Annotated in this window: 23 protein-coding genes, 1 tRNA gene and 1 pseudogene; 17 read left to right on the top strand and 8 right to left on the bottom strand. The window is 62.8% G+C overall.

Annotation, left to right across the window (positions count from 1 at the left end; all coding sequences use genetic code 11):
* The first annotated feature begins 1 nt into the window (after position 1).
* The 3 genes from RCH11_RS02250 (at position 2) to RCH11_RS02260 (ending at position 2,850) form a co-directional block, all read left to right on the top strand.
* Positions 2-1,252 carry a glycosyltransferase gene (locus RCH11_RS02250; protein WP_327055352.1) on the top strand — a complete coding sequence of 417 codons (1,251 nt, stop codon included), beginning with the start codon at positions 2-4 and terminating at the stop codon, positions 1,250-1,252.
* A 71-nt stretch (positions 1,253-1,323) separates the two neighbouring features.
* Positions 1,324-1,397: transfer RNA gene (locus RCH11_RS02255), tRNA-Ile, on the top strand.
* Between the two features lie 139 nt (positions 1,398-1,536).
* Positions 1,537-2,850, top strand: coding sequence for a hypothetical protein (locus RCH11_RS02260; protein WP_327055353.1), 1,314 nt, complete (start codon positions 1,537-1,539; stop codon positions 2,848-2,850).
* Here RCH11_RS02260 and RCH11_RS02265 read toward each other — a convergent pair.
* Positions 2,805-3,500 carry a site-specific integrase gene (locus RCH11_RS02265; protein WP_327055396.1) on the bottom strand — a complete coding sequence of 232 codons (696 nt, stop codon included), beginning with the start codon at positions 3,498-3,500 and terminating at the stop codon, positions 2,805-2,807. The genes RCH11_RS02260 and RCH11_RS02265 overlap by 46 nt on opposite strands.
* Positions 3,501-3,810: 310 nt before the next feature.
* Here RCH11_RS02265 and RCH11_RS02270 point away from each other — a divergent pair, with 310 nt between their 5' ends.
* Complete coding sequence (locus RCH11_RS02270) at positions 3,811-4,383, top strand: helix-turn-helix domain-containing protein (RefSeq protein WP_327055354.1); 573 nt, start codon at positions 3,811-3,813, stop codon at positions 4,381-4,383.
* A gap of 1 nt (position 4,384) precedes the next feature.
* A complete protein-coding gene (locus RCH11_RS02275; protein ID WP_327055355.1) occupies positions 4,385-4,939 on the top strand; it encodes a hypothetical protein in 555 nt (184 codons plus the stop codon).
* Between the two features lie 289 nt (positions 4,940-5,228).
* Here the strand turns inward: RCH11_RS02275 and RCH11_RS02280 are convergent, their stop codons facing one another.
* Positions 5,229-8,465, bottom strand: coding sequence for an HAD-IA family hydrolase (locus RCH11_RS02280; protein ID WP_327055356.1), 3,237 nt, complete (start codon positions 8,463-8,465; stop codon positions 5,229-5,231).
* Between the two features lie 351 nt (positions 8,466-8,816).
* Here RCH11_RS02280 and RCH11_RS02285 point away from each other — a divergent pair, with 351 nt between their 5' ends.
* The 4 genes from RCH11_RS02285 to RCH11_RS02300 all read left to right on the top strand — a co-directional run bounded on the left by RCH11_RS02285 (position 8,817) and on the right by RCH11_RS02300 (position 13,806).
* Positions 8,817-10,577: a glycosyltransferase family 2 protein gene (locus tag RCH11_RS02285; protein WP_327055357.1), complete on the top strand. Its 1,761-nt coding sequence runs from the start codon at positions 8,817-8,819 to the stop codon at positions 10,575-10,577.
* Positions 10,574-11,305: an HlyD family efflux transporter periplasmic adaptor subunit gene (locus RCH11_RS02290; RefSeq protein ID WP_327055358.1), complete on the top strand. Its 732-nt coding sequence runs from the start codon at positions 10,574-10,576 to the stop codon at positions 11,303-11,305. Before RCH11_RS02285 ends, RCH11_RS02290 begins: the two co-directional genes overlap by 4 nt.
* Positions 11,305-13,332: a glycosyl hydrolase gene (locus RCH11_RS02295; protein ID WP_327055359.1), complete on the top strand. Its 2,028-nt coding sequence runs from the start codon at positions 11,305-11,307 to the stop codon at positions 13,330-13,332. The genes RCH11_RS02290 and RCH11_RS02295 overlap by 1 nt, the downstream gene beginning before the upstream one ends.
* A 114-nt stretch (positions 13,333-13,446) precedes the next feature.
* A complete protein-coding gene (locus tag RCH11_RS02300; protein ID WP_327055360.1) occupies positions 13,447-13,806 on the top strand; it encodes a hypothetical protein in 360 nt (119 codons plus the stop codon).
* A gap of 135 nt (positions 13,807-13,941) precedes the next feature.
* Here RCH11_RS02300 and RCH11_RS02305 read toward each other — a convergent pair.
* Positions 13,942-14,862, bottom strand: a pseudogene (locus tag RCH11_RS02305) (winged helix DNA-binding domain-containing protein); the annotation flags it as partial.
* Between the two features lie 18 nt (positions 14,863-14,880).
* The gene (locus RCH11_RS02310; protein ID WP_327055361.1) at positions 14,881-15,030 is read right to left on the bottom strand and encodes a hypothetical protein; all 150 of its coding nucleotides are present in this window, start codon (positions 15,028-15,030) and stop codon (positions 14,881-14,883) included.
* 92 nt (positions 15,031-15,122) lie between these two features.
* Between RCH11_RS02310 and RCH11_RS02315 the strand changes: the two genes are divergently transcribed.
* A complete protein-coding gene (locus RCH11_RS02315; protein WP_327055362.1) occupies positions 15,123-15,287 on the top strand; it encodes a hypothetical protein in 165 nt (54 codons plus the stop codon).
* Position 15,288: 1 nt separating this feature from the next.
* On the opposite strand, the gene RCH11_RS02320 is transcribed toward RCH11_RS02315, so the two are convergent.
* A complete protein-coding gene (locus RCH11_RS02320; protein ID WP_327055363.1) occupies positions 15,289-15,762 on the bottom strand; it encodes a YdeI/OmpD-associated family protein in 474 nt (157 codons plus the stop codon).
* A gap of 289 nt (positions 15,763-16,051) precedes the next feature.
* Between RCH11_RS02320 and RCH11_RS02325 the strand changes: the two genes are divergently transcribed.
* The 6 genes from RCH11_RS02325 to RCH11_RS02350 all read left to right on the top strand — a co-directional run bounded on the left by RCH11_RS02325 (position 16,052) and on the right by RCH11_RS02350 (position 23,037).
* Positions 16,052-16,255, top strand: a complete 204-nt coding sequence (locus tag RCH11_RS02325; RefSeq protein ID WP_147784641.1) for a cold-shock protein — start codon at positions 16,052-16,054, stop codon at positions 16,253-16,255.
* Positions 16,256-16,502: 247 nt separating this feature from the next.
* The gene (locus RCH11_RS02330) at positions 16,503-17,348 is read left to right on the top strand and encodes a DUF1684 domain-containing protein (protein ID WP_327055364.1); all 846 of its coding nucleotides are present in this window, start codon (positions 16,503-16,505) and stop codon (positions 17,346-17,348) included.
* Between the two features lie 389 nt (positions 17,349-17,737).
* Positions 17,738-19,087, top strand: a complete 1,350-nt coding sequence (locus RCH11_RS02335; RefSeq protein WP_327055365.1) for a GAF domain-containing protein — start codon at positions 17,738-17,740, stop codon at positions 19,085-19,087.
* 53 nt (positions 19,088-19,140) lie between these two features.
* Positions 19,141-20,664: an acetaldehyde dehydrogenase ExaC gene (gene exaC / locus RCH11_RS02340; RefSeq protein WP_327055366.1), complete on the top strand. Its 1,524-nt coding sequence runs from the start codon at positions 19,141-19,143 to the stop codon at positions 20,662-20,664.
* Positions 20,665-20,760: 96 nt separating this feature from the next.
* Positions 20,761-21,192, top strand: a complete 432-nt coding sequence (locus tag RCH11_RS02345) for a DUF779 domain-containing protein (RefSeq protein ID WP_327055367.1) — start codon at positions 20,761-20,763, stop codon at positions 21,190-21,192.
* Positions 21,193-21,354: 162 nt separating this feature from the next.
* On the top strand, positions 21,355-23,037 hold the full coding sequence (locus RCH11_RS02350) for a bifunctional 3'-5' exonuclease/DNA polymerase (protein WP_327055397.1): 1,683 nt from the start codon (positions 21,355-21,357) through the stop codon (positions 23,035-23,037).
* Between the two features lies 1 nt (position 23,038).
* Here RCH11_RS02350 and RCH11_RS02355 read toward each other — a convergent pair whose 3' ends face one another.
* Positions 23,039-23,599, bottom strand: a complete 561-nt coding sequence (locus RCH11_RS02355) for a PadR family transcriptional regulator (RefSeq protein ID WP_327055368.1) — start codon at positions 23,597-23,599, stop codon at positions 23,039-23,041.
* Between the two features lie 221 nt (positions 23,600-23,820).
* Between RCH11_RS02355 and RCH11_RS02360 the strand changes: the two genes are divergently transcribed.
* A complete protein-coding gene (locus RCH11_RS02360; RefSeq protein WP_327055398.1) occupies positions 23,821-24,312 on the top strand; it encodes a DUF3145 domain-containing protein in 492 nt (163 codons plus the stop codon).
* Between the two features lie 33 nt (positions 24,313-24,345).
* Here RCH11_RS02360 and RCH11_RS02365 read toward each other — a convergent pair whose 3' ends face one another.
* Together RCH11_RS02365 and RCH11_RS02370 are read right to left on the bottom strand one after the other, a co-directional pair.
* Entirely contained in the window at positions 24,346-25,557 is a 1,212-nt protein-coding gene (locus RCH11_RS02365; protein WP_327055369.1) for a glycosyltransferase family 4 protein, read from the bottom strand.
* Positions 25,554-26,789, bottom strand: a complete 1,236-nt coding sequence (locus RCH11_RS02370) for a beta-ketoacyl-[acyl-carrier-protein] synthase family protein (RefSeq protein WP_327055370.1) — start codon at positions 26,787-26,789, stop codon at positions 25,554-25,556. Before RCH11_RS02370 ends, RCH11_RS02365 begins: the two co-directional genes overlap by 4 nt.
* Positions 26,790-26,801: the final 12 nt, after the last annotated feature.

A 26,801-nucleotide genomic window follows, 5' to 3' on the forward strand; every position in this document is an offset into this window, starting at 1 on the left:
GATGCTTAAGACTTTGTCCGACACCCCGCACGACTCCCCAACGGAGGCGAAGGCACCCCTTCGTATCCTGATTGGCGCCGACACCTTCCCTCCCGACGTGAACGGAGCCGCCAATTTCGGCTCCCGGCTCGCCGCCGGACTCACCGAACGCGGTCACACCGTGCACGTTGAAGCTCCGGCATTCAACGGCACCCGCGGCGCGTTTCTCGAGAAGCATGACGGCGCCGAATTCGTGGTGCACCGCGTCTACTCCTGGCGCTGGTATCCGCACGACTGGCTACGGTTCGTGTTGCCCTGGCGCAGCCAGGCCCATGCCGCGCAAATCCTCGACGAGGTCAAGCCGGATGTCGTGCACATCCAGTCGCACATCGTCGTGGGCCGGGGACTCGCCCGACAGGCCGCGAAGCGGGGCATCCGCGTGATCGCCACCAACCACTTCATGCCAGAGAACATCATCGATCACACCCGATTGCCCTATTTTGCGCGCAAGTGGGCCATTCGCACCGCCTGGAAGGATGCCGCGTCCACCTTCGCTTTTTGCGAAGCGGTGACGACGCCCAGCCGCAAGGCCGCAGACTTCCTCGAGACCGAGACCAATCTCGAGCACGTTCATGCCATTTCCTGCGGGATCGATGCGGCGCTGTATACGGCGAACTTTGAGCCACGGACGGAGAACCGGGTGATCTTCGTCGGGCGTGTTTCGGGTGAGAAGCACCTCGAGGTGCTCATGAGGGCGATCGCGCAGATCGACCTGGCCCTGGATGTGCAGCTCGAAATCGTGGGCACTGGAGACCAGATGAACCAACTCAAGCAGCTCACCCGCGAACTCGGCATCGACGAGCGCGTCACCTTCACCGGGTATGTGACGGATGAGCAACTTAGGGCCGCCCTCACGCGTGCCACGGTCTTCGCCATGCCCTCGATCGCCGAGTTGCAGAGCATCGCGACGATGGAGGCCATGGCCTCTGGCCTGCCGATCGTCGCCGCCAACGCGATGGCGCTTCCGCACCTCGTGCACGAGGGGGAGAACGGCTACCTCTTCGATCCAGGCGACGCGAAGGACCTGGCAGATAAGCTCAGCCGCGTTCTGAGCCTGCCTGATTCGGAGTTGCGCCGGATGAAGGAAGCAAGCCTGCGCTACATCGCGGCCCACGATATCCAGCGCACGCTGTCCATCTTCGAGCAGCTCTACCGTGGCGAGAAAGTCACGGACCCGGTGACGGATGCGTCGCTCGACGAGCAGGTCAGCTGAGGCCGCCTGCCTGACGCTCGTGGGCGCACCAGCCTGTATCGTGGTGTCGCACCGTTTCTCTGGAGCGCTGCGGGGCGATAGCTCAGCTGGTTAGAGCAGCGGACTCATAATCCGTCGGTCGCGGGTTCAAGTCCCGCTCGCCCCACTAATGTTTGTATGGGAAGTAGGCCGCTCGGCCGCATAGCTCCAGAAGCAGATCCCCTCCAAACCCCCTCCTGCGTGTCTTTCTCTCAACTATGCTTCGGATGTGTGCAGTTGCCATCACATCTAAGCGGGGAGTAGACATGTCGACTGTCATCGACGCGGGCGCTGAAGCGGTTACCGAATCCCGCGAGGACAACGATGCAACTAATGATGAAGCAGACATTCCCGATGCAGACGAGGGACCTGCTACAACCAGAGCTGCTGGCGGAACAGGGCGCAAACGTAGGACACGAACTGCGCGGGGCTTCCCGGCGTCCTCGTTCATCGAGGCCTTGCCGTTAGCGGAAGCCATTCAGGCGTTCGCGGCCGGACAAAAAATTCGGCGGCTCACACTCTTCGAACAGCTAGGTCGATCGGCCGAGAGCGGCACGAGCCGACAGCTGGTCACAAATTCGAACCAATATGGATTGACCAAAGGCAACTACACCTCCGAGTACATCGAGTTGACAGAGGTGGGGAAGCTTGCGTCGGGAGATGCGTCGCTCGGACGGGCACGACACGCCGCCCGACTTCAACTTGCCATCGCCAAGATCGCCGCCTTCAACGCCCTTTACGAGCAGTTCAAGAACAATAGGCTCCCGGCCACCTCTGTCATGCGTGACTTCGCAATCGAGCAATCGCTTGCTGCCGAAGATACTGCTGATGAGTGCGTTGAGACTTTTCTGGCCAACGCACGCGACCTCGGACTCTTGACCAATTATGCAGGTGCGGAACGCCTGCTCACGTTTGAGATCCTTCTCGACGAGCTGAGCAATGCCGTCCCGGCCACAACGGGAGGTCAAGTGTCGCAGACGCCGCATGACGTCCCGGTCGATGTAGCGAAATCGTCGCCGAGGATCGTCGGACCGGGCTCATCCCCCGCACAGGTGGTAGCTGAGAGTTCCGACTTATCCAACGTCTGCTTCCTAGTTACGCCAATTGGCTATGAGGGCTCCGAGCAGCGCCAACACGCAGACCTTATGTTGGGCTCGTTAATCGAGCCCGCGCTCGCGACGCTGGGCATGCGACTAGTTCGGGCCGACAAAATCTCTACACCTGGCCTCATTACCAGCCAGGTAATCGACCATCTCGTGCGTGCGCCGCTGGTAATCGCGGATCTGTCTTTCGGCAACCCGAATGTGTTCTACGAACTGGCCCTTCGGCATGCTTCGCGTAAACCAACCGTGCAGGTCATCCGGACAGGTGATCCTCTACCATTCGACGTTGGTCAATTTAGAACAGTCACAATAGATACGACCAGCATCTACACGCTGGTCCCGCAGATCGACACGTATCGCGCGGAAATAGCTCGGCAGTGCCGTTCAGCGATGGACGAACAGAACGAAGCCGAGACCCCTCTGTCTCGCTTCTATCCGACATTCTGGGACCAGTTCGGTACGGGTCCCGGTTCCTGATCGTTGCGCTCCGAACTGCCTCCCAGGTATTCATCCAGACGGTCCATGTCTGCGGCGAAGTCGTCCGGTAAGAAATGTAGGTAGACCTTATAGGTAGTCACGGTGTCGGTGTGGCCGAGCACACGGGCAACCCTCGCCAACGGCATCCCCGAAGCGGCAAACAGGCTCGCTGCGGTGTGGCGCAGGTCGTGAAAGCGGAGGTCGGTAAGTCCGAGCTTTTTCGCGGCGGGACGAAAGCGGTTCCGATAGAAGCTTTCGTAGTCGAGTCGCTTTGTCCAGTCGAGCGAGCCGCGATAGTCGCCGTACCCTCCGTAGAACCGACCCGGGCAAAGCAACGCTGTCGAGTCGGCGGCGTTGGAGTGGTTGGCGATGTACGCGGTAAGTGACTTGACTAACTCCCGCCGTAACGGGACCGATCGGATGGACTTCTCAGATTTGAGGGAGCCCTCCTCCCAGCCGGCAGAGGTGCGCACCGAGGTCCTGCGCACTTCTAGCTGTCTTTGCATTAGGTTCACATCTCGAATCTGCAACGCCTGAATCTCCCCTGAACGCAGACCTGTGTATGCGGCGAGACGGACGAACAAACCGTCGGGAGCGTAACTGTCGAGTTCCGTAGCCAGCGCTTCAATATCTATGGGGGAGAGAAAAATCGGCTCGAAGCGGTCTCCATCGACTCGGCCCGCTTCTCGAGTCCAACTATTGCTGCGCCGCGTGTCGGGCTCTCAGTCGTGAACGCCTCGAGTGTCCGCCACAAGCGATGTTTTGCCGGCAGAAGCCATTCAGTTCAGAGCGGTTGTCGGAGTTCCAACGACGCCCCGCCCAAGAGATCTACGTTGTGCAACCTGGCGATCGTTTGCTTCGCTCGGTGAATTTCCTCACGGTTGTAGCGTGTGGAAACGAGTCTTTAATGGGCCTATAATTACTAGAAAGTAAACTTAAATGCTAGAAAGGCGGTATCTCATGACGATTGACCTAATCCGAGACGCGCGACGCTCTAGCGGACTGAGCCAAAAGGGCTTGAGCCAGAGGTCTGGAGTTGCAGCTTCCTCTCTTTCTCTGATCGAGAACGGCAAGCGAAGCCCGACGATCGAGACAGCGGAAAAACTGTTGAAGTTCACCGGGCACACGCTGATCGCTATCCCCACTCTCCGAGAGACAGCCGCTGTCATCGCGAACCGTATCGGTGAAGCGGTCACCGCCGGTCGCTCCGACCTCGCCCTCCGTCACTTCATCCAGCTCAACGACAATCTGCTCGCCGAGAAGAACGAGGTGCGGTACATCCTCGGGACCGCGGAACCTGCGTCTACCGGGCAAAAACACTGGGACGCAGCCATAGCCGGGGTGGTCGCATACCGCCTGCGCGAGGAGGGGTTTCCGGCTCCCAGCTGGACGTTGAAGCCCGGCCGCCGACTCAGGAAGCGGTGGACGCTGAACGCGGGACGATATGTCGTGCCCGTGGATCCCAAGAACGTGCCTGCAGAGTTCCTCGAACGCGGTGTCCTCGTCGACGAGCTAACGCTCGCGAGCATCTGAGTTGGCCCTCTCCAGAGAGGACCTCATCCTGGGACTTCGCCAGGTCGTCGAACACTTGCGGGCGGCAGGCGAACCCGGCGGAATCCGAATCATCGGCGGTGCGGCGCTATCGCTACGGCACTTCGAACGCGGCACTACCGACGACATCGACGCGACCGTCCATCCAACTGAGCCGGCAATGCTGGCAGCATCTGAGGTTGCTGCGAGGAACGGTTGGACGACCTCGTGGTTCAACACAGCGGCGGCCCAGTTCGTCCCCTTTGCGATAGCCGAGTGGGAACCGCTGTACGACGACGGTGAGGTGAGCGTCTGGGTGGCGTCAGCTCGAATGATGCTCGCGATGAAGCTCCGAGCAAGCAGGCCCGGACGCGACGACGACGATATCGCGAACCTCCTCGCCATTTGTGAAGTTGCCAACTCGGACGACGCGGGGGAGCTGTACGAGGAGTTCTACCCCGGCGAGATACTCGAGCCGAAGGCGCATCGGATCTTGAATGTGGTCTTCGCGAAAGGGCTGCCCGAGATCCCTGAGCCGCCACCCGCCGTATCAATATGACTCCCCAATAAGCGGCTCCCGTGGAGCACGTGCCCAGCGGCGATTTGGGTGACGTGATGCGTGCACGTTTATTCAGACATTTATTGACCCGAGATCAGCCCGGACCATTCGAGACGTCTCGACAACATGAAGCCACGCCGAGCAAGGAATTCCCGGCCAGATCCAGATCTGTTGAGATCGATCGAAGCATGTAGGCAAGCGAGGATCGCTCCGACCAAATCCGTCGGTCGCGGGTTCAAGTCCCGCTCGCCCCACTTTCGAATAACCGCCGGAAGTACCGACCAGTCCCTTATGGCCCGTCGACGCCGCCGATCGCGAATACTCGGGTCTCGCCCGGGGACAGCTCGGTGCGATTTCCTTCGACCATCACGATCACCGAGGGAGCGCTGCTCAGCCCCACTGTGATTCGTAACTGGGTTTTCCACAGTTCAAGCCGGATGTCCTGCGACCGGTAGGTGAAACCGAAAGCGATCGAGTCGATCTCCGGCGGCAGCAGCGGATGCAGCCACAGCATGTCTGAGCGTACCTCCAGGCCCGTGTAGCAGCGGCGCACCATATCGATCGAGCCCGCCATGGCGCCGATATGGATGCCGTCCCGTGTCGAACCGCCCTGAATATCAGAGAGATCGCTCTCGAGCGCTCGCGTCAGGAAGTCCCACGACCTTTCCCGGTCCTGCCTGGCCTCGATCCACGAGTGCACGACATTAGACAGGGTTGAACCATAGGTGGATCGCTCGGTGTAGTGATTCACGGTGCTGATCACGGCCTCGACCGGCAGCGGATAGCCCATCTCGGCCAGCAGTTCGCGCAACTCTTCGGCCGAAAAAAGGTAAAAGAGCATCAGCACGTCCGGCTGTTTGGATACTTTGAACAGGTTCGTGCTCGAACCCTCGGCATTCAGGATGAGATCGAGCCGCCCCAGTGACCCGTACGTGGCCCGGTAACTCTCAAAGTCCAATTCGGCGAGTGCATGGTATCCCTCGAATTGCGAGATAGTGCCGTCAGCACAGAACGGTACTGTAAGCCGCCTGCTGATACCGAGCCAGTTCTCCACTTCGTCGGGGTGGAGGTCGAGCCTGTCTCGCAGCGGTCGGCACGAGCGGGTCTCGAGCAGTTCAACGATCTCCGCCGCGCGACGGAGTACCCATGCGGTCATCACGTTCGTGTAGGCGTTGTTGCGGAGACCCATGCCAGGGGCATCGGGGTAGCCGTCGTGGAATTCGTCCGGGCCCATCACGCCGCTGATGGAGTAACGGTCTTCCTCGAAATCGTAGGTGGCCAGTCCCGCAAAGAAACGTGCGACCTCGATCACCAGCTCCGCCCCCTGTTCAATGAGGAAGCCGAGATCTCCCGTCGCCTGGTAGTGCTGCCACGCACTGTAGGCGATCGCCAGTCCCACATGCCGCTGGCGGTAGGAATTGTCGGGCATCCAAGCAGCGGCGTGTGGGTTGTACAGCTCGCGCGGTGTCACCTCGCGGCCGTCGATGCCGCTTTGCCACGGGAACATTGCCCCCGCAACACCCTCGGCTCGGGCAGCATATTTCGCTTCAGCGAGTCGCCGGTAGCGGTATCCGAGTAGCGCCCGGCTGAGGTCGGGACGCCGCAGGGTGAGCATCGGGTAGACGAAGAGTTCATCCCAGAAGATGTGGCCGCCGTACCCCTCACCGTGCAGGCCCCGCGCGGGGATTCCGGCATCGAGGTCTGCCGTCACCGACGCGAGTGTCTGCAGAATGTGAAAGGTGTTGAGGTTGAGGGCGAGTGACTGACGGTCGCCGGATTCCATCTCGACTCGGAATTCGTCCCAGAGTATTCGCCACGCGCGCTCGTGTGCCGCGAGCAGATTGTCAGCACCCGGCGTTCGCGCGAGCAGGGTCTCCGCGGCTTCGGAAGGGGAGGCGATCGCGCGGTCACGCGAGGTGCGAACAACCACCACTTTTTCGATTCGAATAGCACGCCCAATGGTCGCGGCCAGATCGAATTCGTGCGCCACCCACCCTGCCTCATCCACGAGGAGGCGGCGTGTGGTGGCCAGCAGCTCCGGTCCGTCGAAAGCGCGTGTGCGTGCGGCGAGGGAGATGTGGATTCCGGATCGGATGGTCTCCATCTCGAGCAGGATGCTCTCGTCATTGAGTTCCCGGGTCTTACGCGCGCTGAGATGTCTGCGGGCGGGCAGCGCGGACCCCCTCTCGGCGCGATTGGTCACGCGCCCGTCGATGGCCGAGCGAACTGTGAGAGAGCCGGTCCAGTTTTCCGGTTCGATCGTGGTCTCGACGAACGCCGTGTGCACATTCGCCTGCGAGACGAGCCTTCGTGTGCGCACCCGGGTAATGCGGCCCGTTCCGTCGTTGAAACGCAGCTCCCGGGTCAGAATGGCCCGGCGGAGGTCGAGTTGTTGTCGATAGTCGAGGAGCGCTGCCCGTGCGGGGGAAAACCAGTCCCCGTCGTCGATACGAAACCACAGGGCCAACCAGTTGGGGGAATTCACCATGCTCTCGCTGTCGGCCGTGACGCCGTCTCGCTCGGTTGTGACGGTGTTATAGACGCCTGCGAAGTAGGTCCCGGGATAGTGGATGCTGTCTGCGTCGTCTTCGGAGGCTGCCCCTCGCGTGCCCCAATAGCCGTTGCCGAGCGTGCAGAGGGCTTCGCGAGTGCCCTCTTCAGTGGGATCGAAGCCGTCCCAGGCCAGCATCCACTGGCCGGTGGAATCGTCGCTGTCATCAGGTCCCAAAGGGCGTGTGGAGTCGAGATCGCCCGGAGTGTGGTCGGTCAGGGTGAGTGTGCTCCAGTCGAGATCTCGCAGGTCCGACACGACGACGTGCGCCCCGGCCTCCGTGAGCGCGGCAAACCGCGGTGATGACGGATCTTGGCCGGCCACCAGCCCGATGACTTGACGAAAACCTCCCGCCACTCCCGCCCGGATGCCGGCTTCCGCATCTTCGACGACAACCGCATGCGCTGGGTCTACTTCGAGACGCCGGCATGCCTCGAGGAACAGGGCAGGGCTTGGCTTGCCTGCGAGCTTGAGTCGCCGCAGATCATTGCCGTCGACACGCACGTCGAAGAGGTCCGTCACCCCCGCAGCGGTTTCGATTGCCGGTCCATTGCGGCTCGAGGTGACAAGGGCAGTCCGCACGCCCCTCCGCCGGAGGTCATTCAGAAAGTCGACTGTACCGGCGATCGTCGATACCCCATTGGCGCCCAATTCCGACTCGAAGAGTTTCTGCTTATCGGCGGCGAGCGAGGCGACGATGGGGTCGTCGTCGGCGACGTGAATTCCCCGAGAGGAGAGAACCGCTCGGATGCCATCCTCCCGCGTTCGCCCGTCGAGGAGAGTGCGGTAGTCCCCATCCGGGTCGAAGGGTCGCGCGGTCGGGCTCAGTCCGGGCAATGCGGCGTCGAAGAGTCTCATCCAAGCCCGCGCGTGCACTCTCGCGGTGTCGGTGACGACGCCGTCGAGGTCGAAGATCACCGCGTCTACCAGGGGTGACGCGCTCGAGACCGAACCGGTGGCCTGCAACTCGCCCATGCTCGGAGGCTACTGCGGCGGGGCCAGGCGTGAAAGTGCCTTTGGTCCCGCCAGGGGTATCACCGCGGTGGGGGATTGTGATGGAACCGAGGCTGGTGCCGGTGAGCTTCATTACAAAACTCTCATCTAGCGGGACTTCTGCCAATCGGCGTGTTTACTCTGGAACAGGCATAATCCGTGAGCGAGACCCCCAGAAGACGTCACTGTCAGGCGGCTTGCCCACGTAGAGAGTGCTTTTTTTATTTGCAGATGATGGGCACTCGGCCCCACACTGCCAGCCACCGTCGTCGCCCCAGGTAGCATGCCGCCGCCACGCGTTCCCGCGCGCCCTACGGAATGGAGAACAGTACCGTGAGTCAGATTTGGAAGGAAAAACCGTTTCGTGGCGCACGTCGCAGCGAGCACACCCCCCTGCCACGTGCCGTCGAAAATGGCGCAGCGAACTCCCCGACCCTTGTGCTTTTTGTGCTCATTGCCACGGTTGGAGTGCTCGCCTATACGTTCTTCCTGCTGAACCCGGCCAACCGCGGTGACTGGCTGCCGTACAGCCTGGTCATCACCGCGGAGGTCATCCTCGTGACCCAGGCGCTCGTCTCGATGTGGACGATCCTCTCCGGGGGTATCGACCCGCGCGACTTCGCCTTCCATCACTCCCAGGAGCGCCTCTTCGACGCCGTGACGATCGAAAACGAGGGCACCGATGCCTTCCCCGAGCGCTGGGGAGTGTTCCTCGATGACACTCGCATCGGCATCGACGTCTTCATCACGGTCTATGGGGAAGATCTCGCCATCATCCGCCGCACGGCCACCGCCGCCATCGCAATGCGCGGCGAGCACCTCACCTGGATCCTCGACGACGGCGAATCAGACGCCGTGCGGGACCTTGCCGCCGATCTTGGCGCTCGCTACGTTCGCCGCCTCAGCAACAGCGGCGCGAAGGCCGGCAACGTCAACCACGCTCTCTCGATCAGCAGCGGTGAGTTCTACGCGATCTTTGACGCGGACTTCGTGCCGAACGAGGACTTCCTCTACGAGACCGTGCCGTTCTTCATCGACAGCAACGTCGCCTTCGTGCAGACGCCGCAGACCTATGGAAACATGAAGAATCTCGTCTCGAGCGGCGCAGGCTTCATGCAGTCGGTCTTTTATCGCTTCATCCAGCCCGGTCGCAACCGATTCAACGCCGCATTTTGTGTCGGCACCAACGTGATCTTCCGCCGTGAGGCAATCATCGACATCGGAGGCATGTTTACCGACTCCAAGTCGGAGGATGTCTGGACCTCCCTCATGCTGCACGAGAACGGCTGGCGCTCGGTGTACATCCCCGTGACACTCGCCGTGGGGGACGCACCGGAGACCGTCGAGGACTATACGAAGCAGCAGTTGCGCTGGGCATCCGGTGGTTTCGAGATACTGATGCGCCACAATCCGCTCAATCCGCGACATCGTCTCACGATGGACCAGCGCCTCCAGTACACCGTCACGGCCACCCACTACCTTGTGGGCATCACCCCGTTGCTGCTACTCATGGTGCCGCCGCTCGAGATCTACTTCGACCTGCGCCCGGTGAACCTGACCGTCACCTGGCTCACCTGGTTGCTTTTCTACCTGGGCTTCTACGGCCTGCAGATCATGCTGGCCTTCAACACGATGGGGTCGTTTCGACCGGCAACTCTCGTGATGGCCACTGTCTCGTTCCCGATCTACATCCGCGCCTTTATCAACGTGTTTTCCGGTCGCGAGCAGAAGTGGCACGTCACGGGAGCCGCCGGCAAGCGGGTGTCACCGTTCAACTTCATGATTCCGCAGGTGCTCATGTTCGCCTTCCTTCTGCTCACCTCCGTGGTGGCGGTCACGAAGGATGTGGGGCACGGCACGATCACGCTCGCCACGGCCTGGAACCTCACGAGCACACTCGTGTTCGCGGTGTTCATCGGGGCCGCGATGAAAGAATCCCACCTTGCTCGCGTAACGGTGCCCGCACCGCCGGAGCTCTATCCCACCTTCGCCCGCGTGCCGCGCTCCGCACCTCGCCCGTCCGCTGTCGCCGTTCCCCTGAACGTCACCGCGACATCCGAAATCTTCAACTCGAAAGAAATGGTGATCCGATGACCTGGGGAAACCGATTCCGCCTCCTCGGCGGACTGATACTCGTGCTGGCCATCGTCGGCGGCGCAACTCTCGTGCTCAACCAGCGGGAGAATCAGGTGGCAAGCGGCTCAGCGTCGCTCGATGCCATCTCCTACTCGGTCGGTTCCGACTATGCGGGCTCGGTCGTTGCCGAATCAGTGAAGGCGGGCGACCAGGTCAAGAAGGGCGACCCCCTCATGACCATCCAGAGCGCCACGCTACTTCGCGACCTCTCGTCGCCGAAGACTTCTCCGGTCAGCACCGCCTATACGACCTCAACGGATGGCACCCTCACCCTCACCGCAACCCAACCCGGGATCGTCTCGAGCGTCAGGGCGCAGGTAGGAGGGCTCGTTGGCGCCGGCCAGCCGCTCGCCACGATTGACCGCACCGGTCCACTTTTCGTGCTGGCAAAGTTCCGGGTCGACTCTTATGACTTCGCCCGTATCCAAAAGAACGCCCGGGTCGAGATCGTGCTGCCCAATCACAAACGAATCATGGGCGCCGTCTCCGACGTCAAAGTACAGACGGTGGGCGGTGCGGCGGATGCCGCGATCAAGGTCACGAGCACAGACCTGGTCGCTGGCAGCAACGATGGGCTCGTCGAACCGGGTACTCCGGTGACCGCGATCCTGCACCTCCGTGACAATGGACCGCTCGCCGGCGTGAAGAACTCGTTCTTCTCACTGCTCGAGCAGATCGGAATTTGATGAATAGCTCTACGCTTTCCCGCGCGACGGGTATTCTCACCATCGGCGTTATCGTCTCCGTCGTGGCTGCCTGCAGCGGTCCAGCAGGTGGTACAGGAGGGGACTCGTCACACGCCGGCGTCTTCTCCGACAGTGCCATCGGAGCGACGATCGCCAAGCTTCCACAGAAGTCCGTCGGCGAGGTTCCCGTTACCCGCCTTGCCCACGGGCTCGCGCCACCGACGAACCGGTGGTTTTCCGGGCTGGTCTTCGGCAAGCATCCGCTTCCCGTCTTCCCGTTACCGTTGTCGTTCGGTCTCACGGATACCGGATTCACCTTTGGCCTGCCGGAGGTCACGACGACCCCAAACACCATCACGGGAGGCAATGCTCCGAGTGTCACCATCGATGCCGGTGCGCGAACCAGTGAGATCACCGCGTACGACGACGCCTCGGTCACCATTGCCCACAAGACCAATTCGGGCAGTACCGCCGGGTCGACGGTCATTGCGGAGGGCTCGCCTCTCGTGAGCTTCACCGCTGCGAAGAAGCTCACACTGAAGCTCGGTCAGAAGTTCAGCCCAGTCGGCACGGGCATCTATTCCGCCAGGGTCGGAAAGACCACCTACGGCCTCCGCACCACGGGATCGGTGTCGAAGGACGGCACCGGCCTCAGTCTCGCGGATGGAGCGACCGCTGCCTGGTTCCCGGTGCCTCTGGATGGCACGCTCGCCGCGGTCGCCGCGCACGCGGTGCCGGTCACCGCGGTGAAGCTCGACTACGCCAGCGGTCGCACCACCGCTTCGACCACGCTCGGCTACAGCACGGCTCACGACGACGACACGCTCATCGCCACGCTCCCGCACCAGCAGAAGTCGATGACCACGCCCCCGTGTTCTCTGGGCAGCTACCCCTCCATTTACGGCACGATGCACCTCTGTGCAGCGAAGACCCTTTCCTGGACGAGCCCAACAGTCGCGGCATCCGACACCCTCGAACTCGGTTCCCTCGATGCGGCCCAGAAAGCGAGTCTCGCTTCGACGCTCGCGCAGGATGTAGCGCAGACCGCCGCCCTCCCGTCCGACACCTACTTCGGTGGCAAGGCGCTCTATCGTCTCGCCAACCTGCTGATGCTTGCCGACCAACTCGGGGACACGGCCGCCGCCAAGACGGTCGGCACAAAGCTCAGCGACGCCCTGCGCGAATGGACGGATCCCACCCGGTGCAAGTCCAACGCGGAGCGCTGTTTCGTCTACGACGCCAAGACGAAGGGGATCGTCGGACTCACCCCTTCGTTCGGCTCAGACCAGTTCAATGACCACAACTTCCACTACGGCTACTTCCTCTATGCGGCGAGCGTTGCCGCCTCCCACGACACGGCTCTCCGCACGGAGATCAGCCCGGTGATGAACCTCTTGGCAGCGGATCTCGCCTCAAGCGGCGACTCAAAGTACTTCCCGGATCGCCGGGGTTTCGATGCTTATTCCGGTCATTCCTGGGCCTCGGGTTATTCGCCGTTCGCCGACGGTAACAACCTCGAGTCCAGCTCCGAAGCGGTGAACGCCTGGAACGGCCTCGCCCTCTGGAGCTCGGTGAGCGATAACAGCGCACTGAAGAAGGAGGCATCGTGGATGCTGGCGAGCGAAGCGGCATCCGCCCGGTCGTACTGGACAGACTTCGATACCTCCGACCCCGTATACGCGAATTACCAGCATTCTGTGGTCGCCCTCAACTGGGGCGGCAAACGCGACTACTCCACCTGGTTCAGTGCGGATGCGAACGCCAAACTCGGCATCCAGCTCATCCCGATGAGTCCGGTCAGCGGCTACCTTGGTGGGGAATCGACACGCATCGCGAAGAGCGTGGGTGAAGCGACTTTGGGAGATTACAACAAACAATTCGGCGACTATCTGCTGATGTACGCCGCGCTTGGCGGCGCCGACCAGGCGAAGGCGGCACTCGCGACCGCACGAGATCTCCCGGAGAAGTTCATCGACGACGGTAATTCACGTAGCTACCTGCTCGCCTGGATCATGACGCGCCGCTGAGTGCTCGCCTGCGGGTCACCGTTCTGCGGGGAGGCGTAACGGTCTGTGATACGCCTATCTCCGTATTAGCGCAACGTGCTGACGTTCCGTGTGAATCAGGAGCACAGTAGAGGTATGAAGCGTGTTGCATACGGGGGCGAGTCCTTTATTACCAGTGACGAGGGTGCTGCGGCACTGCTGGATTTCGCTACCTCAGCCGCGATGAGCGGCGTGGCGGAAGTCGTGGCTCTACCCGCTGTGCTCCCCGACGGTCAGGTCATTACGGTCAACCTGGTGATCGGTCCGTCGAGTGAACTCATCACTTCCCCGGTCGAGACATCGCTGGCCGAGCCTGATACTCGGGAGGCCGCGGCGTCTCTTCGCGCGAGGGCTTTACAAATCGGGGAGTCGAGTTCACCAGCTCACGGCGCCGCAATCTCTGGCGGAGATCTCGACTCGGCCGACCCTGACCCCGGTGGCCTCGAACTCTACTGAGGGGTGCAGATACCTGATGTCGCAGGATGCGTGGTGTCCGCTGTGGCTGGGGAGACGTGATAGCCGCGACGGGGGGGTTGCGGTGCATCGTGGGCGAGGTGGCTGTGGGCCGAGCCGTCCGCGGGTGCCGAGCGGCTAGTTTGCGCAGAACTCGCGGTATCTTTTGGATGCCGCCCCGAACGAGCGGGACTGCGTCGGCGTGAGATCCTCGAACGGCTCTGGCACGACTCCGACAATCCCATTGGTGACTGTTCGGCGCCACGTGCCGATGACCCGGCCGGCCGCAACGATCGTGGGCAGGAAGATCCCGTTTGCACCTGGCACGATCCTGCTGGCATGCTCAGGCGCAAGCTGCCTCGATCGGTCTGAATAGCCGAGCAGGTACTCGTCGAATCCGGGCAGGGCGAGCACCTCCGCTCGCCGGCGCGGGGCAGCAGGCGAGTCAGCTGTCATCCAATAGGTAGCTCCGTCAACAGAGGTAGCGCAGAGGGCGTCGCTGGCGGCAGCGATGCCGCGCCGGACATCCGCAATTGTCAGTCGTGCCCACCAGGCGAGGTCGGCGACGGTCGCGGGCCCGTGCCCGGCGAAGTACCGGATCACGAAGCGAGCGAGCAACTCGTCGCGTTCGCGGTCCGGGGTGGGCTCAATCCATTCCTCCACGAGCACCAGACCCTGCCGGGTGCCGCTCGGGGGACCCCAGCAGACGATTCCGCGCTTGGCCAGCAGCCAGAGGATGTGGTACCCGCGCTGCGAATCTGTGCGGATTCCGACACCCTCGAGCGTGCGCAGAATAGCCTCGCGACCCATCGCGTTTCGCCCGGAAATAGCCGCTTCGATCGCCTCCTGCGATCGAGTCATCGTGTCCTCATCGAGCTCTAGCTGCCGCTGCCGCGAGCTCATCGACGCAATAGTCCGCCCCGCGGTGAGCGCCAGAATCTCACGGAGGTCTTCGGCGGCGACCATCATCAGCGTGCCTCTAAGTGACGACGACCGCACGATCGAACCCTCTGCCATCGCGGCGAGCAGGTCTGAGCGATGGGCTCCCGGCGTGCGGAGGCCGACGCTCCAGAGCGACTATGCGAAGTCCTGAGATTGGACGGCGAATAGCTGCAGCACCGTCGCGGCGACATTCCCGCACTCCTCCATCGTCGATGCGAGGTGCTGGCTCGAGAGGCGCCGATCCAGAATCTGGTTCTGCGAGATGACGGTGGATATCGCGGACATTGCTCCAGTATGGTGTCGACCCCCGATGTCGGGCTCAGGCCCGATCCTGCAAAGACACCCAATCATGCACAGGGAGGAGTACGGTCGCGGTCATGATCGGTTTTATTGTGCTCCTGCTCGTCATCTTTCTCGGTCTTGCCTTCTTGGGTTTTGTCATCAAGGGGCTCTTCTGGCTTGCCGTTATCGGCATCGTGCTCTTCGTTGTCACTGCGATTGTCGGCTATTTCAGACGCGGCGGCAGTCGCTCGAAGGTCTGACCTATGTCCGGCGGGGACATTCGTCCAGTTGTGTCGCGATTCTCGCCACGCGGCGAGCACGCGTGTCGGCGGCTTTGGCCGATTCCACCTGGTGCACGAAGGCGCCACGGCGCGACGCCGAGAGAGCGTCGAATGCCGACCGCGCGCGCTGTGAGAGCGCCTCAGCGAGATCCAGCGGTATCTCGATCTGCCGGGGCGATTGGTCGAGGTCCAGGGTAACCACGACCTCATCCCCGGCCGACAGCCCGGTCGCATCCCGGTGAATGGAACTCAGGGGAAGGATGTAGCCGCCCTGCCGTGAAGAGACTGTGCTCCGGTAGGAGACTGTGCTGCTGGAGGAGTAAGTGCCGATAGTGACAGTCACTGCTGGCTTTCGGGACGAGCCGAGTTCCTGAATCGCAGTGTCGGGGACCGGCAGGCCGGTCGCGTTCATGCCGGGTACTTGGAAAACAGAGGTGGAGAAAGTCACGGCCATTTCGAAACTGTATCGGTGCTCCGCGCCGCCGCAAAAGTCAACGCGGGAACAATATCTCGAGGCCAATGTGTCCCGTTCTTACCGCACGGGTGCCCAAAACGAGGTACGTGCACTACAGTTGGTCGTGCAGTTGCAGTACCTCGCACATCTTGAATGCTTGGAGCTCGCCGCACTGGTTAGAAATAACCAGAACGATGGGTGCCATGTTTCTTTCGGGAGCGGACGATGAACACCGCGACGAGTGGATCCGAAAGTCGGGTTCACGCGAAGACTCCTGAAGGAGAAAATAATGGCACTAGGAACAGTGAAGTGGTTCAACGCTGAAAAGGGCTTTGGATTCATCGCCCCGGACGACGGAAGCCCAGACGTGTTCGCACACTACTCGGCGATCGCCTCGAGCGGCTACAAGTCGCTTGACGAGAACCAGAAGGTCGAATTCGACCTCGCCCAGGGCCCCAAGGGACCCCAGGCCGAGAACATTCGCCCTCTGTAATTCAACAATGGCCGTAGTGGCCGAACTGGATGCAGCTTTGTGCGCCGAATAGGCGCTGTGGGTTTCCTTCCTCTGAGGATAAGGACTCCCGCATGCTGTGGGCATCGCCCATCGCAGCTGATACTCCGAATCAACCGGTCCCGCACCTGTGCGGGGCCGGTTTTTTCATGCGCGGGTGCGCGGCCGGTCGAGGGATGCCCGAGTGCTACCGGTCGAAACGTCGAGCGACTTCAGCAAGGATGGACACATGACTGACACCACCACTTCATCGACAACCGCCCCGACGCCGGCCGAGGCCTACGCCGTTTACCACGCTCGCCGGGAGCTGTCGGTCGTGCAGCCCACGGGCAGCCTCGCCCTCGTGAACACGCAGTGGATTGACTCGTCCCAGACGATTTGGGGCGTGCCGGGCACCTGGGCGCCGCTGCCACTCGGCGAGTCCGGACTGATGCTTACCGCCGAAACATCGGCGAATATCACCGTGGACGGAATGCTCGTCAATGGCGACGTGATTGTTCGGGGCAAAGATGCCGAGACGCCGAGCGAGATTGTCTTCAGCGACACGGTCAGCGGATTCGTGATCGCGAGCGAAGAGGGCACCTACGCCCTGCGGGTGTGGGACGCGAACTCGGAGGGCATCCAGGAATTCGGATCCATCTCGAGCTTTGACTACGACCCAGAGTGGGTCGTCACCGGCACATTCACTGAGCTCCCGGATGGCACAACGGTGGGTTTTGAGCACCTCAAGGACGACGGCAAGACTCGGGATTTGCCCATCCCTGGCGAGATCACCTTCTCGAAAGATGGGATCGACTATAACCTCGCCGCGTTCAAGGCGGGGCGTGCGCTGCAGCTCGTCGTCTCGGACTCCACCAGCGGCGATTCCACCTACAGCGTCGGACGCTTCCTGTACATCGCCCCGAATGCGGATGGCTCGATCACTCTCGACTTCAACCGGGCAGTCCTGCCGCCCTGCGCCTTCAGCTACGCCTTCAACTGCCCGATGCCGCCCAAGCAAAATCGCTTTGCGGTGCCTATCGAGGCTGGCGAGAAGCAGGTCTTGAAAAAAGACGGCTCACTGCTGCACGAGTGAGCGGCACTACAGCGAGTGCATAAACAGGCCGCGGCGTTTCGCCTCTCCAGCTGACTCTGCAGCTGACTCGGTAGCTGCCTCGGTCGCTGCCTCTATAGCTGACTCTTAAGTCTCGGCACCGCAGCATCCTCGGCGACGCTCGCCACAGTCATCTGGTGAAGTGGTCGTCACCGAAGCTCGACCTACTGCGACCTGAATGCCAACGAGATCGTCGGTATTCGCGATCTCCGATGCGAAATCGGGACGTATCAGGCTGCTCACCGCTCCTGTCGGCCGGTGCCAGGAGTGCTGAAAATCCCCGGACTGCTGAAAATGCCAGGACTGCTGAGGAAGTGCACGGAACCTCCGGCTAGGGTTGCACCATTCGGCCATTGTTGATCGGAGGTGCCATGGCAAGTCCGTGGACAGTAGCGCGCCCGACCGACAGTTCAGAACGGCAGCGACTCGCGTCTGCCCATGACTCGGTGATTGCGACGCGCACCGCAGTAATTGGTGTTCGCCGGCTCGTGCAGGAGTCCTGGCAGAGGTCACTGCAACTCGAGCTCGACCCCGACCACCTCGGTACCGCAATCGATTTTGATGAGGGCGATCTTCACGATTATCGGAACGCCCACCCGATGGCATTGGCGCTTCCGACCATCCATAGCCTGCTCATCCGTCACACCTTTGATGCCGGCTTGATTGTCGCGATTGGGGACGAGGCCGGTCGACTGCTCTGGATCGATGGGGACCGGGCATTGCGACGCAAAGCCGAGGGCATGCTCTTTGTCGAAGGTGCCGACTGGTCAGAGCGGGCGGTTGGTACGAGCGCGCCGGGAACGGCTCTGGCGGTCGACCACGGCATCCAGATCCAGGGTGCCGAGCACTTCAATCGCATCGTGCACCCGTGGAGCTGCACGGCGGTACCGGTGCACGATCCGGCTTCCGGCCGCATCCTCGGAGTCATCGACATCACCGGGGGAGCGGATGCCGTGGCTCCGGCGACCCTTCCTCTGCTGGAGGCCGCTGTGGCGGCCGTCGAGTCGGAGATGCGCATCCGTCGATTGGATGAGCTGACCTCGCGCCCCCACCGCTCCACGACGGTACTGAGCGCTCCCCGGGCCATCGCACCGCCGGTGCTCTCCGTGCTCGGCAGCGATATCGGCCGCATCATCGTCGGCGGTCGAACGACCGAGCTGAGCATGCGTCACTCCGAGATCCTCACGCTTCTGGCGTGGCATCCGGGAGGCCTCTCGGTCGACCGGCTCGCCGGGCTTGTCTATGAGCGGGAGGGGTCAATCGTCACGCTCCGTGCCGAGATGGTGCGGCTGCGTAAGGTGCTGGAGCGCATTGACGATTCGCTCGTTCCGCTCTCACGCCCCTACCGGTTGCCGGCGCGGCTGGACCTGGATGCACACCGGGTGTTGGCGTTTCTGGACCGCGGGGCGCACCGCGTGGCGCTCGGGGCGTACTCGGGAGCACTGCTTCCGACATCGTCCGCCCCGGGAATTGCTGAACTCCGCCGGGAGCTGAGCCAGCGCCTTCGCGATGCCCTGCTCACTGACGCCTCCGCCGAAACACTTCTCGCCTATGCCCGCACCGATGAAGCAGCGTACGACGCCGACCTCTGGAGGACCTGCCTTCGGATGCTTCCGCCCAAGTCCCCCAAGCGAGCGGCAGTCGTCGCCCGACTCGAACGCATCGAAGCCGAACTCGGATTGCAACAGGTCGCAACCTCGTCGCAACCTTCTCTCTCCTAACCTGCAGCAGGACCCAGAGGGTCCTTTTGACAGTGTCGTCGACAGGAGTTGCAATGACCGTTTACGCGGCCCCGGGTTCACCGGATGCGAAGTTCAGCTACAAGCCCCGCTATGAGCACTGGATCGGGGGCGAGTGGGTTAAGCCGGTGAAGGGCCAGTATTTCGAAGACATCTCACCCGTCAACGGAAAGCCGTTCTGTGAGATTGCCCGAGGCACCGCCGAGGATATCGATGCGGCACTCGACGCCGCGCACAGGGCCGCACCGGCGTGGGGCAAGACCAGCGCCACCGAGCGGGCGGCGGTGCTCAATAAGATCGCCGACGTGATCGACGCCAACACAGAGTTGCTCGCTCTCGCCGAAACCTGGGACAACGGCAAAGCCATTCGGGAGACGTTGAACGCCGACATCCCCCTCGCAGCGGATCACTTCCGTTACTTCGCCGCCGCGATCCGAGCCCAGGAGGGCAGCTTCGCGGAGATGGATAACGGCATGACCGCCTATCATTACCACGAGCCGCTCGGAGTTGTCGGGCAGATCATCCCGTGGAACTTCCCCATCCTCATGGCGGTGTGGAAGCTTGCTCCGGCCCTCGCGGCAGGCAATGCCGTCGTGTTGAAGCCGGCCGAGCAGACGCCAGCGTCGATCCTCGTCTTGATGGAGCTGATCGGCGACATCCTCCCGGCAGGAGTCGTCAATGTCGTCAACGGCTTCGGTGTCGAAGCGGGTAAACCGCTGGCCTCGAGCCCCCGCATCCGCAAGATCGCCTTCACGGGTGAAACGACGACCGGTCGACTGATCCTGCAGTACGCGAGCGCAAATATTATTCCGGCAACACTGGAACTCGGGGGGAAGAGTCCGAACGTGTTCTTCAAGGACGTCGCGGATGCTGACGACGCGTTCTACGACAAGGCCCAGGAGGGCTTCGCTCTCTTTGCCTTCAACCAGGGAGAGGTCTGCACCGCCCCGAGCCGCGCGCTGATTGAAAAGCCGATCTACGATAAATTCCTCGGCGACGCGGTCAAGCGCACCGCGCTCGCGGTGCAGGGCAATCCGCTCGACACCGACACGATGATCGGTGCCCAGGCGTCGAACGACCAGCTGGAGAAGATTCTCAGCTACATTGACATCGGAAAGCAGGAGGGCGCCAAACTCCTGCTCGGCGGTGAGCGTACCGACCTGGGGGGAGACCTCAGCGAGGGCTATTACGTGCAGCCGACGATCTTCGAGGGGCACAACAAGATGCGCCTCTTCCAGGAGGAGATCTTCGGACCGGTGCTCGCGGTGACCAGCTTTGACGGCTACGACGAGGGCATCGCCATTGCCAACGACACGCTCTACGGGTTGGGGGCGGGTGTGTGGTCGCGCAATGGCAACACGGCGTACCGCGCTGGTCGGGATATTCAGGCCGGCCGGGTGTGGATCAACAATTACCACGCCTATCCGGCTGGCGCTGCCTTCGGCGGCTACAAGAGCTCCGGCATCGGGCGCGAGAACAGCCGCCTGGCCCTCGACCATTACCAGCAGACGAAGAACCTGCTCGTTTCGTACGATGAGAACAAGCTGGGCTTCTTCTAAACCCGCACCACCCCGGTGATCGAGCCCTGTCACGATTGCGACACGGCTCGATCACCGGCTTCGAGCGCATACTTACTCCAGATCGAAAGGACACCGATGTCTGTCATCGAAAGCACCGGAGTGGTCACCGCTTCCGTCACGGTCCCGGGCGAGACCATTCCCCGCGTCGCATTCCTGCCGGTGACCGTAGACCTGCTCCGTAAGCTCTGGGACCAATACGGGCCGCTCATGATCCACCAGTCCGGCGGATGCTGCGATGGCTCGAGCCCGATGTGTTTCCCGGCGGGTGACTTTCTCACCTCAGACCAGGATGTGCTGCTCGGCCGCCTCGACATTGCTCCGACCGGAGGAGATCCCCAGGTCATCGACTTCTGGATGTCGGCAGAGCAGTTTGAGTACTGGAGTCACACCTTCCTCACGGTCGACGTCGTCAAGGGGCGCGGGAGTGGCTTCTCGGTCGAGGCCCCGGAGGGTGTGCGGTTCATGATCCGCTCCCGCCTGATGCAGACCGTGACCCCGTTTATGTGATGCCCCATTCGCCTGCGCGGGTCGACACGACCACTTCGGCTCCTTCGCGCCCGTGAGTGACACTCGCGCCGAAACATTCGGGCGCGAGTGTCACTCACGGGCGCGAAGGAGTCGAGGGTGCGGGCAGCGGATGCCGCGGTCGGTGGCATCCCGCACAATGGGATGGTGTTCGTTGCCGTCTTTTCTCTTCCCGGAGGTATCGCTCTCCAGCGGCTCGCGGATGACGGCACGCTTGACGGCACTGTTCGGGTGGTCGCCGGGGCGGACTTCTCGGCGGCAGTCGCTGACCTAGAGCGTCAGCATCCACGGTGGGTCTGGGACGATACCTCCCGGTGGTACGCCGGTCTCCTCGAGGCCCACGTCCGCGTCGAACGGTGCGTGGACCTGCGGCTGTCGCACGCGATCCTTCGCAACTCCTCGCTGACGGCGGGATCAGCTCTCGCCACTGCTGCTGTGTGCTCCTGGGATCGTGGTGCGCTCGAACCTCCGGGGAAGCCACCGGAGCACACTCTGTTCGACCTTGACGAGGTGCCGGCGGATGACTCCACCGAAGATACCCTCGCCGAGTTCGCAGCGCAGCGGGACGCGATCGCTGGCGCTGAAGACCCGGCACGGATCGGCCTTCTCCTCGCGGCCGAGTCTGCCGGGGCTCTCGTTGCCGCAGAGATGATGCATTCGGGCCTGCCCTGGCGCGCGGACATCCATAACGAGATCCTCGAGAGCCATCTCGGCCCGCGTCCAGTGTCCGGCCAGCGGCCTGCGCTTCTCGACGCCACGTTGCGGCGCCTCCGGGCGGAGTTGGAGGCGCCGACTCTCAATCCGGACTCACCCTCCGAGCTGCTCAAGGCCCTCGCTGTCGCGGGGCTCATGGTCACCTCGACGAGGTCGTGGGAGCTCAAGAAACTGAAGCATCCCGCTATCCAACCGCTGCTCGAATATAAGAAGCTCGCCCGGCTTCTCGCGGCGAATGGATGGCACTGGCTCGACTCGAACGTGCGTGCCGGCCGTTTCCATCCTGAGTACGTGCCGGGGGGAGTCGTCACGGGACGCTGGGCGAGCACCGGCGGCGGCGGAGCCCTGCAACTTCCGAAGCAGATTCGCGGAGCCGTCGTCGCTGATGCCGGCTGGAAATTCGTGGTGGCCGACGCCTCGCAGCTCGAGCCGCGCATCCTCGCCGCGCTCTCGGGCGATCGCGGAATGGTGGAGGCCGGCAGTGCGGGCGACCTCTATGCCGGAATCGTCGCCGGTGGAGCAGTGGAGACCCGCGACCAGGCCAAGGTGGCCATGCTCGGCGCCATGTATGGGGCGACCTCTGGCGAGAGCGGCCGGTTGATGCCCCAGCTGACGAAGACCTATCCGAGGGCGATCGCCATGGTGGAGCAAGCCGCCCGCGCGGGCGAACGCGGCGAGGTGGTCACGACTCGACTCGGCCGCAGCTCGCCCCGGCCGAGCGCTGAGTGGCATGCCGGCCAGGCGGATGGCTACGGCGAGAACGCTATGGAGGCCGATGCGAGCCGCGCTCGCGGGCAGGCGCGCAGCTGGGGTCGATTCACCCGCAACTTCATTGTGCAGGGCAGCGCCGCGGAATGGGCGCTGTGCTGGATGGCGAACCTGCGTCGCGCCCTGCACGAATCGTCAGGGGGAACATGGATCACGGACTCCCCACACCTCGTGTTCTTTATGCACGATGAGGTCGTCGTGCACTGCCAGGCAGACCGGGTGGATGCCGTCGAGGCGGCAATCCGCACGGCGGCCGAGGAGGCGGGCCGTCTCATGTTCGGCGCCCTGCCGGTGACCTTCCCGCTGACCGTCGCCATTGTGGACGACTACGGCCAGGCCAAGTGAGTCAGTGTGCGGTCGCGCGTCGACCGCGTTTCGGCCGCGACTGCGATAACGGTCGAAACGAGTCGTAGTCGACGAGGGCGGCGACGGCCGATCCGAGCCAGGCGATCGCGGCGACTGCCTGCGCCTCCCGCGCGACGAGCGCCAGCCGAGCATCCGCCAGAGTCGGTTCCGCTTCGGTCCGCGTGTCGGCGAGATCACGCTCCCACCAACGCCGATACCGTTCCGCGACCGTCTTGGCCGCTACCGGATCGATCGAGCTCGTCACGAGTACCTGGTCGAGCATCTCGGTCCACTCTGGCAGGCCGTCGAGCACTGGTTCAGTCATCCAGGATGCGGCAGCGACAGTGCCGGCATCGGTAAGCCGGTAGAGCGGAAAGGAGTCGGCGGTAATCCCAGCGGGCTCGACGAGGCCCGTGCGCGCGAGACGTTCAAGGGTGCTGTAGATCTGGCCGACATTCACCGGGCCACGGTGTGGGGCGCGCGCGGCGAGCTCGGAATGTAGCTGGAGGCCATAGCCCTCACCGAGAGAGAGCACCGCGAGGAGGCCGTCTCGAACCGACACCCAAGCCTCCTCCGGCGGATTAAAAACAATGCCGAGTATATAGTCTTTCAGGGACTCGGCAATTACACGGTTGTTATTTACCGGGAACTTCGGCCATAATTGGCGAAGTGGCTTGCCGCGTAATTGAATAGCGCAGCACGAATCATTCCGAGGTCGATGGGGAAGTCGCACCTCAACGGAATGGAGTTATCGTGGCTGCACTAACCAAGACCAGTGTCGCAATGGCGCGGGGTGTTCTCTTCGTGCATTCCGCTCCTCGAGCGCTGTGCCCGCACATCGAGTGGGCTGCAGGGGGAGCAATTGATCGCGCCGTGAATTTCCAGTGGGACGAACAGCGGGTGCTCAAGGGTTCCATGCGCACTGAGTTCTACTGGGAAGGTGTGCAGGGAACCGGCGCCGCCATTGCCTCCGCCCTGCGCGGCTGGGAACACCTGCGCTTCGAGGTCACCGAGGACTCGTCTCACGGTAGTGACGGTGGTCGCTGGATGCATACGCCCGACCTCGGTATTTTCTTCGCGCAGACCGACACCGCTGGAAACGTCGTGATCCCCGAAGACCGGGTGCGCTACGCGATGGAGATCGCTGGCTCGGATGCGTTCGAGTTGCACCGCGAGCTGCGCCTCGCGCTCGGCCAGGCATGGGATGACGAACTCGAGGCCTTCCGCCACTCCAGCGATACCAACCAGGTGGTCTGGCTCCACAAGGTCGGCTAGTACAAAGTCGCCAGGCGAAGGTCGGCTGACGCTCTACCGTCGGTAGATCTCGACGATGCGCTCCGCATAGTTCGACGGAGAGAACAGCTCTCGATCGACGAGTGCGCCCCTCGAGAGACCAACGAGAAGCGAGGGGTCTTCCACGAGTGCCACGATCGCGTCGGCCAGCCCCGCGTCATCCGGAGACTCCGACAGATAGCCCGAGTTGAGCAGTCCCTCCTTGAGCTTCGGATCGCAGTACAGCACCCCGCGCTCACGGCTCACGGCCTCCGCGATGGTCATCGGCTGGTTATCAAACCCGAGCGAGGTGAGGGCGATGGCAGCCGAGGCGTCCATCAGCGCGAGCACTTCGTCGTGTGGCAGGGCGCCCTGCACTCGGATCTCCGGATGATCGGCGGCCAGTTTCTTCAGGGCCGCGAGGTCTGATCCTTCACCGACGAAGTCCACCGTGAATCCGTTGTCGGTCCGTGCAAGCGCGGCGATCACGGCTCGCACAAAGTGCAGTGGCCGCTTCACCGGTTCGCAGCGCGCCACCCAGAGGAAACTCGGGCGACGTGCCTGGTCGATGGTGAGAGGGTGAGACGCGATTTCCGTTGTGGCGATCGGGTTGGGGATCACGGAGATCGTGCCAGTGACACCTGCGGCGACGAGATCGTCGGCCTGGTGTTTCGATGGCGACACCACCTGCTTCGCGCGGCGCGCCATGGCGAGCACGAGATTTCGGAGCAGGTTGTCGGTCTTGCGCGGGGTGAACAGGATATTGGGGATCTTTTCACCGATGACGAGCTGCAGCCCCCAGCGGATAAACCAGGCGACGGATGCCTGCGGCGGCCCCTCGCTCGCCCAGTAGAAGCTGTGCACCGTGTGCACGAGCGGGATCCCCATCTTGATGGCCGCGCCATCAACAACATGGGCGAGCCCGAATTCGGTCTGCACGTGCACGACGTCCACATGCTCGGCGCGCAGGTATTTCTCCAGCGCGGCGACGCTCCGAGCGGTATTGGGTATTACGGCCAGATCAAGCACCGGCAACCGGAACAGCGGCTTCACCAGGAGACCGTCAGGCGATGGCTGGTATCTAGCTCCCCATATCCCCCGGGCGGGAGAGACGACGATCACGGTGTGGCCGGCCTCTTCGAGGGCGAGTTTCTGCTGCCGCATGGAGGTCTGGGCGCCTCCGACGTAGTCGAAGTAGTAGTCGCTGACGATGGCGATCTTCAGGGGGCCGTCAGGCGCGCCGGTCATACGCTCCGGAAGGCCAGCACGGCGTTATGGCCGCCGAAGCCGAATGAGTTGCTGATGGCGAGCAACGGTCCGGCGCCGAGGGCCCGGGGGCTCGTGACGACATCGAGAGGGATCTCCGGATCCTGTTCCGTGAGGTTGATCGTCGGGGGTGCGGTGCGGTCACGGAGCGCGAGGATGGTGAAAATCGCCTCTAGTGCTCCGGTCCCGCCAAGCAGATGACCGGTGGCACCCTTGGTAGCCGAGACCGGGATACTGTGAACGCGTTCGCCGAACGCCGATTTGAGGGCCGCGTACTCGGCGATGTCGCCGACGGGGGTGCTCGTCGCGTGGGCGTTGATGTGATCCACCTCGTCCGGCGTCGCTCCGGCCTGCGCCAGAGCGAGAGCGATAGCGCGCGAAGCGCCGCGACCCTCCGGGTCGTTGGCGGTGATGTGGTAAGAATCCGCCGTGATGCCTCCACCGGCGACCTCGGCGTAGATGTGGGCACCGCGTGCGAGCGCGTGCTCCTCGGTCTCCATGACGATGCTTCCGGCACCCTCGCCCATGACGAAGCCGTCGCGGTCGATGTTGTACGGGCGTGAGGCAGTCTCGGGGGAGTCGTTGCGGCGGGAGAGGGCCTGCATGGAGGAGAACGAGGCGAGCGTGATCGGATGGATAGCAGACTCCGTCCCACCCGCGATGATCACGTCTGCGAGCCCCAGTTGCAGGTTCGTGTAGGCATTATGGATCGACTCGGTGCTCGATGCGCAGGCCGAGGCCACCGTATGGGCGAATGCTCGCGCTTCAAGGGCCATCGAGATCGCGGCGGAGGCGGCGTTCGGCATCAGCATTGGCACGGTCATCGGAAGTACTCGACGCGGGCCTTTCTCGCGGAGAGTGTCCCAGGCGTCGAGCAGGCTCCACAGCCCGCCGATGCCGGTGGCGTAATCGACGCCAAGACGCTCGGGGGCGACCTCAGGCTCGCCGGCATCCGCCCACGCCTCGCGTGCCGAAATCAGGGCGAACTGGGAAGAAGGATCGAGGCGCTTTGTTTCCTGGCGAGTGAGAACTGCTTCTGGACGCACCTTGGCCTCCGCAGCGAAGGTGACGGGCAGTTCGTATTGCGTAACCCACTCGTGGGTGAGCGAACGAACGCCCGACTCACTGGCGAGCAGGGCAGCCCAGGACTCGGGGGCGGTACCACCCAGAGGCGAGCTTGTACCGATTCCGGTGACAACGATTTTCTTGGTCATGACGGCATCTCT

The sequence above is a fragment of the Glaciihabitans sp. GrIS 2.15 genome (assembly GCF_035984695.1).
GTDB lineage: Bacteria > Actinomycetota > Actinomycetes > Actinomycetales > Microbacteriaceae > Lacisediminihabitans.

What these genes read in the sequence shown, in the direction of transcription:
- RCH11_RS02250 (WP_327055352.1), top strand. Translation starts at nt 2, where the DNA reads ATGCTTAAGACTTTGTCCGACACCCCGCACGACTCCCCAACGGAGGCG.
- RCH11_RS02260 (WP_327055353.1), top strand. Translation starts at nt 1,537, where the DNA reads ATGTCGACTGTCATCGACGCGGGCGCTGAAGCGGTTACCGAATCCCGC.
- RCH11_RS02270 (WP_327055354.1), top strand. Translation starts at nt 3,811, where the DNA reads ATGACGATTGACCTAATCCGAGACGCGCGACGCTCTAGCGGACTGAGC.
- RCH11_RS02280 (WP_327055356.1), bottom strand. Translation starts at nt 8,465, where the DNA reads ATGGGCGAGTTGCAGGCCACCGGTTCGGTCTCGAGCGCGTCACCCCTG.
- RCH11_RS02290 (WP_327055358.1), top strand. Translation starts at nt 10,574, where the DNA reads ATGACCTGGGGAAACCGATTCCGCCTCCTCGGCGGACTGATACTCGTG.
- RCH11_RS02295 (WP_327055359.1), top strand. Translation starts at nt 11,305, where the DNA reads ATGAATAGCTCTACGCTTTCCCGCGCGACGGGTATTCTCACCATCGGC.
- RCH11_RS02300 (WP_327055360.1), top strand. Translation starts at nt 13,447, where the DNA reads ATGAAGCGTGTTGCATACGGGGGCGAGTCCTTTATTACCAGTGACGAG.
- RCH11_RS02310 (WP_327055361.1), bottom strand. Translation starts at nt 15,030, where the DNA reads ATGTCCGCGATATCCACCGTCATCTCGCAGAACCAGATTCTGGATCGG.
- RCH11_RS02315 (WP_327055362.1), top strand. Translation starts at nt 15,123, where the DNA reads ATGATCGGTTTTATTGTGCTCCTGCTCGTCATCTTTCTCGGTCTTGCC.
- RCH11_RS02320 (WP_327055363.1), bottom strand. Translation starts at nt 15,762, where the DNA reads ATGGCCGTGACTTTCTCCACCTCTGTTTTCCAAGTACCCGGCATGAAC.
- RCH11_RS02325 (WP_147784641.1), top strand. Translation starts at nt 16,052, where the DNA reads ATGGCACTAGGAACAGTGAAGTGGTTCAACGCTGAAAAGGGCTTTGGA.
- RCH11_RS02330 (WP_327055364.1), top strand. Translation starts at nt 16,503, where the DNA reads ATGACTGACACCACCACTTCATCGACAACCGCCCCGACGCCGGCCGAG.
- RCH11_RS02335 (WP_327055365.1), top strand. Translation starts at nt 17,738, where the DNA reads ATGGCAAGTCCGTGGACAGTAGCGCGCCCGACCGACAGTTCAGAACGG.
- exaC (WP_327055366.1), top strand. Translation starts at nt 19,141, where the DNA reads ATGACCGTTTACGCGGCCCCGGGTTCACCGGATGCGAAGTTCAGCTAC.
- RCH11_RS02345 (WP_327055367.1), top strand. Translation starts at nt 20,761, where the DNA reads ATGTCTGTCATCGAAAGCACCGGAGTGGTCACCGCTTCCGTCACGGTC.
- RCH11_RS02350 (WP_327055397.1), top strand. Translation starts at nt 21,355, where the DNA reads ATGGTGTTCGTTGCCGTCTTTTCTCTTCCCGGAGGTATCGCTCTCCAG.
- RCH11_RS02360 (WP_327055398.1), top strand. Translation starts at nt 23,821, where the DNA reads ATGGCGCGGGGTGTTCTCTTCGTGCATTCCGCTCCTCGAGCGCTGTGC.
- RCH11_RS02365 (WP_327055369.1), bottom strand. Translation starts at nt 25,557, where the DNA reads ATGACCGGCGCGCCTGACGGCCCCCTGAAGATCGCCATCGTCAGCGAC.
- RCH11_RS02370 (WP_327055370.1), bottom strand. Translation starts at nt 26,789, where the DNA reads ATGACCAAGAAAATCGTTGTCACCGGAATCGGTACAAGCTCGCCTCTG.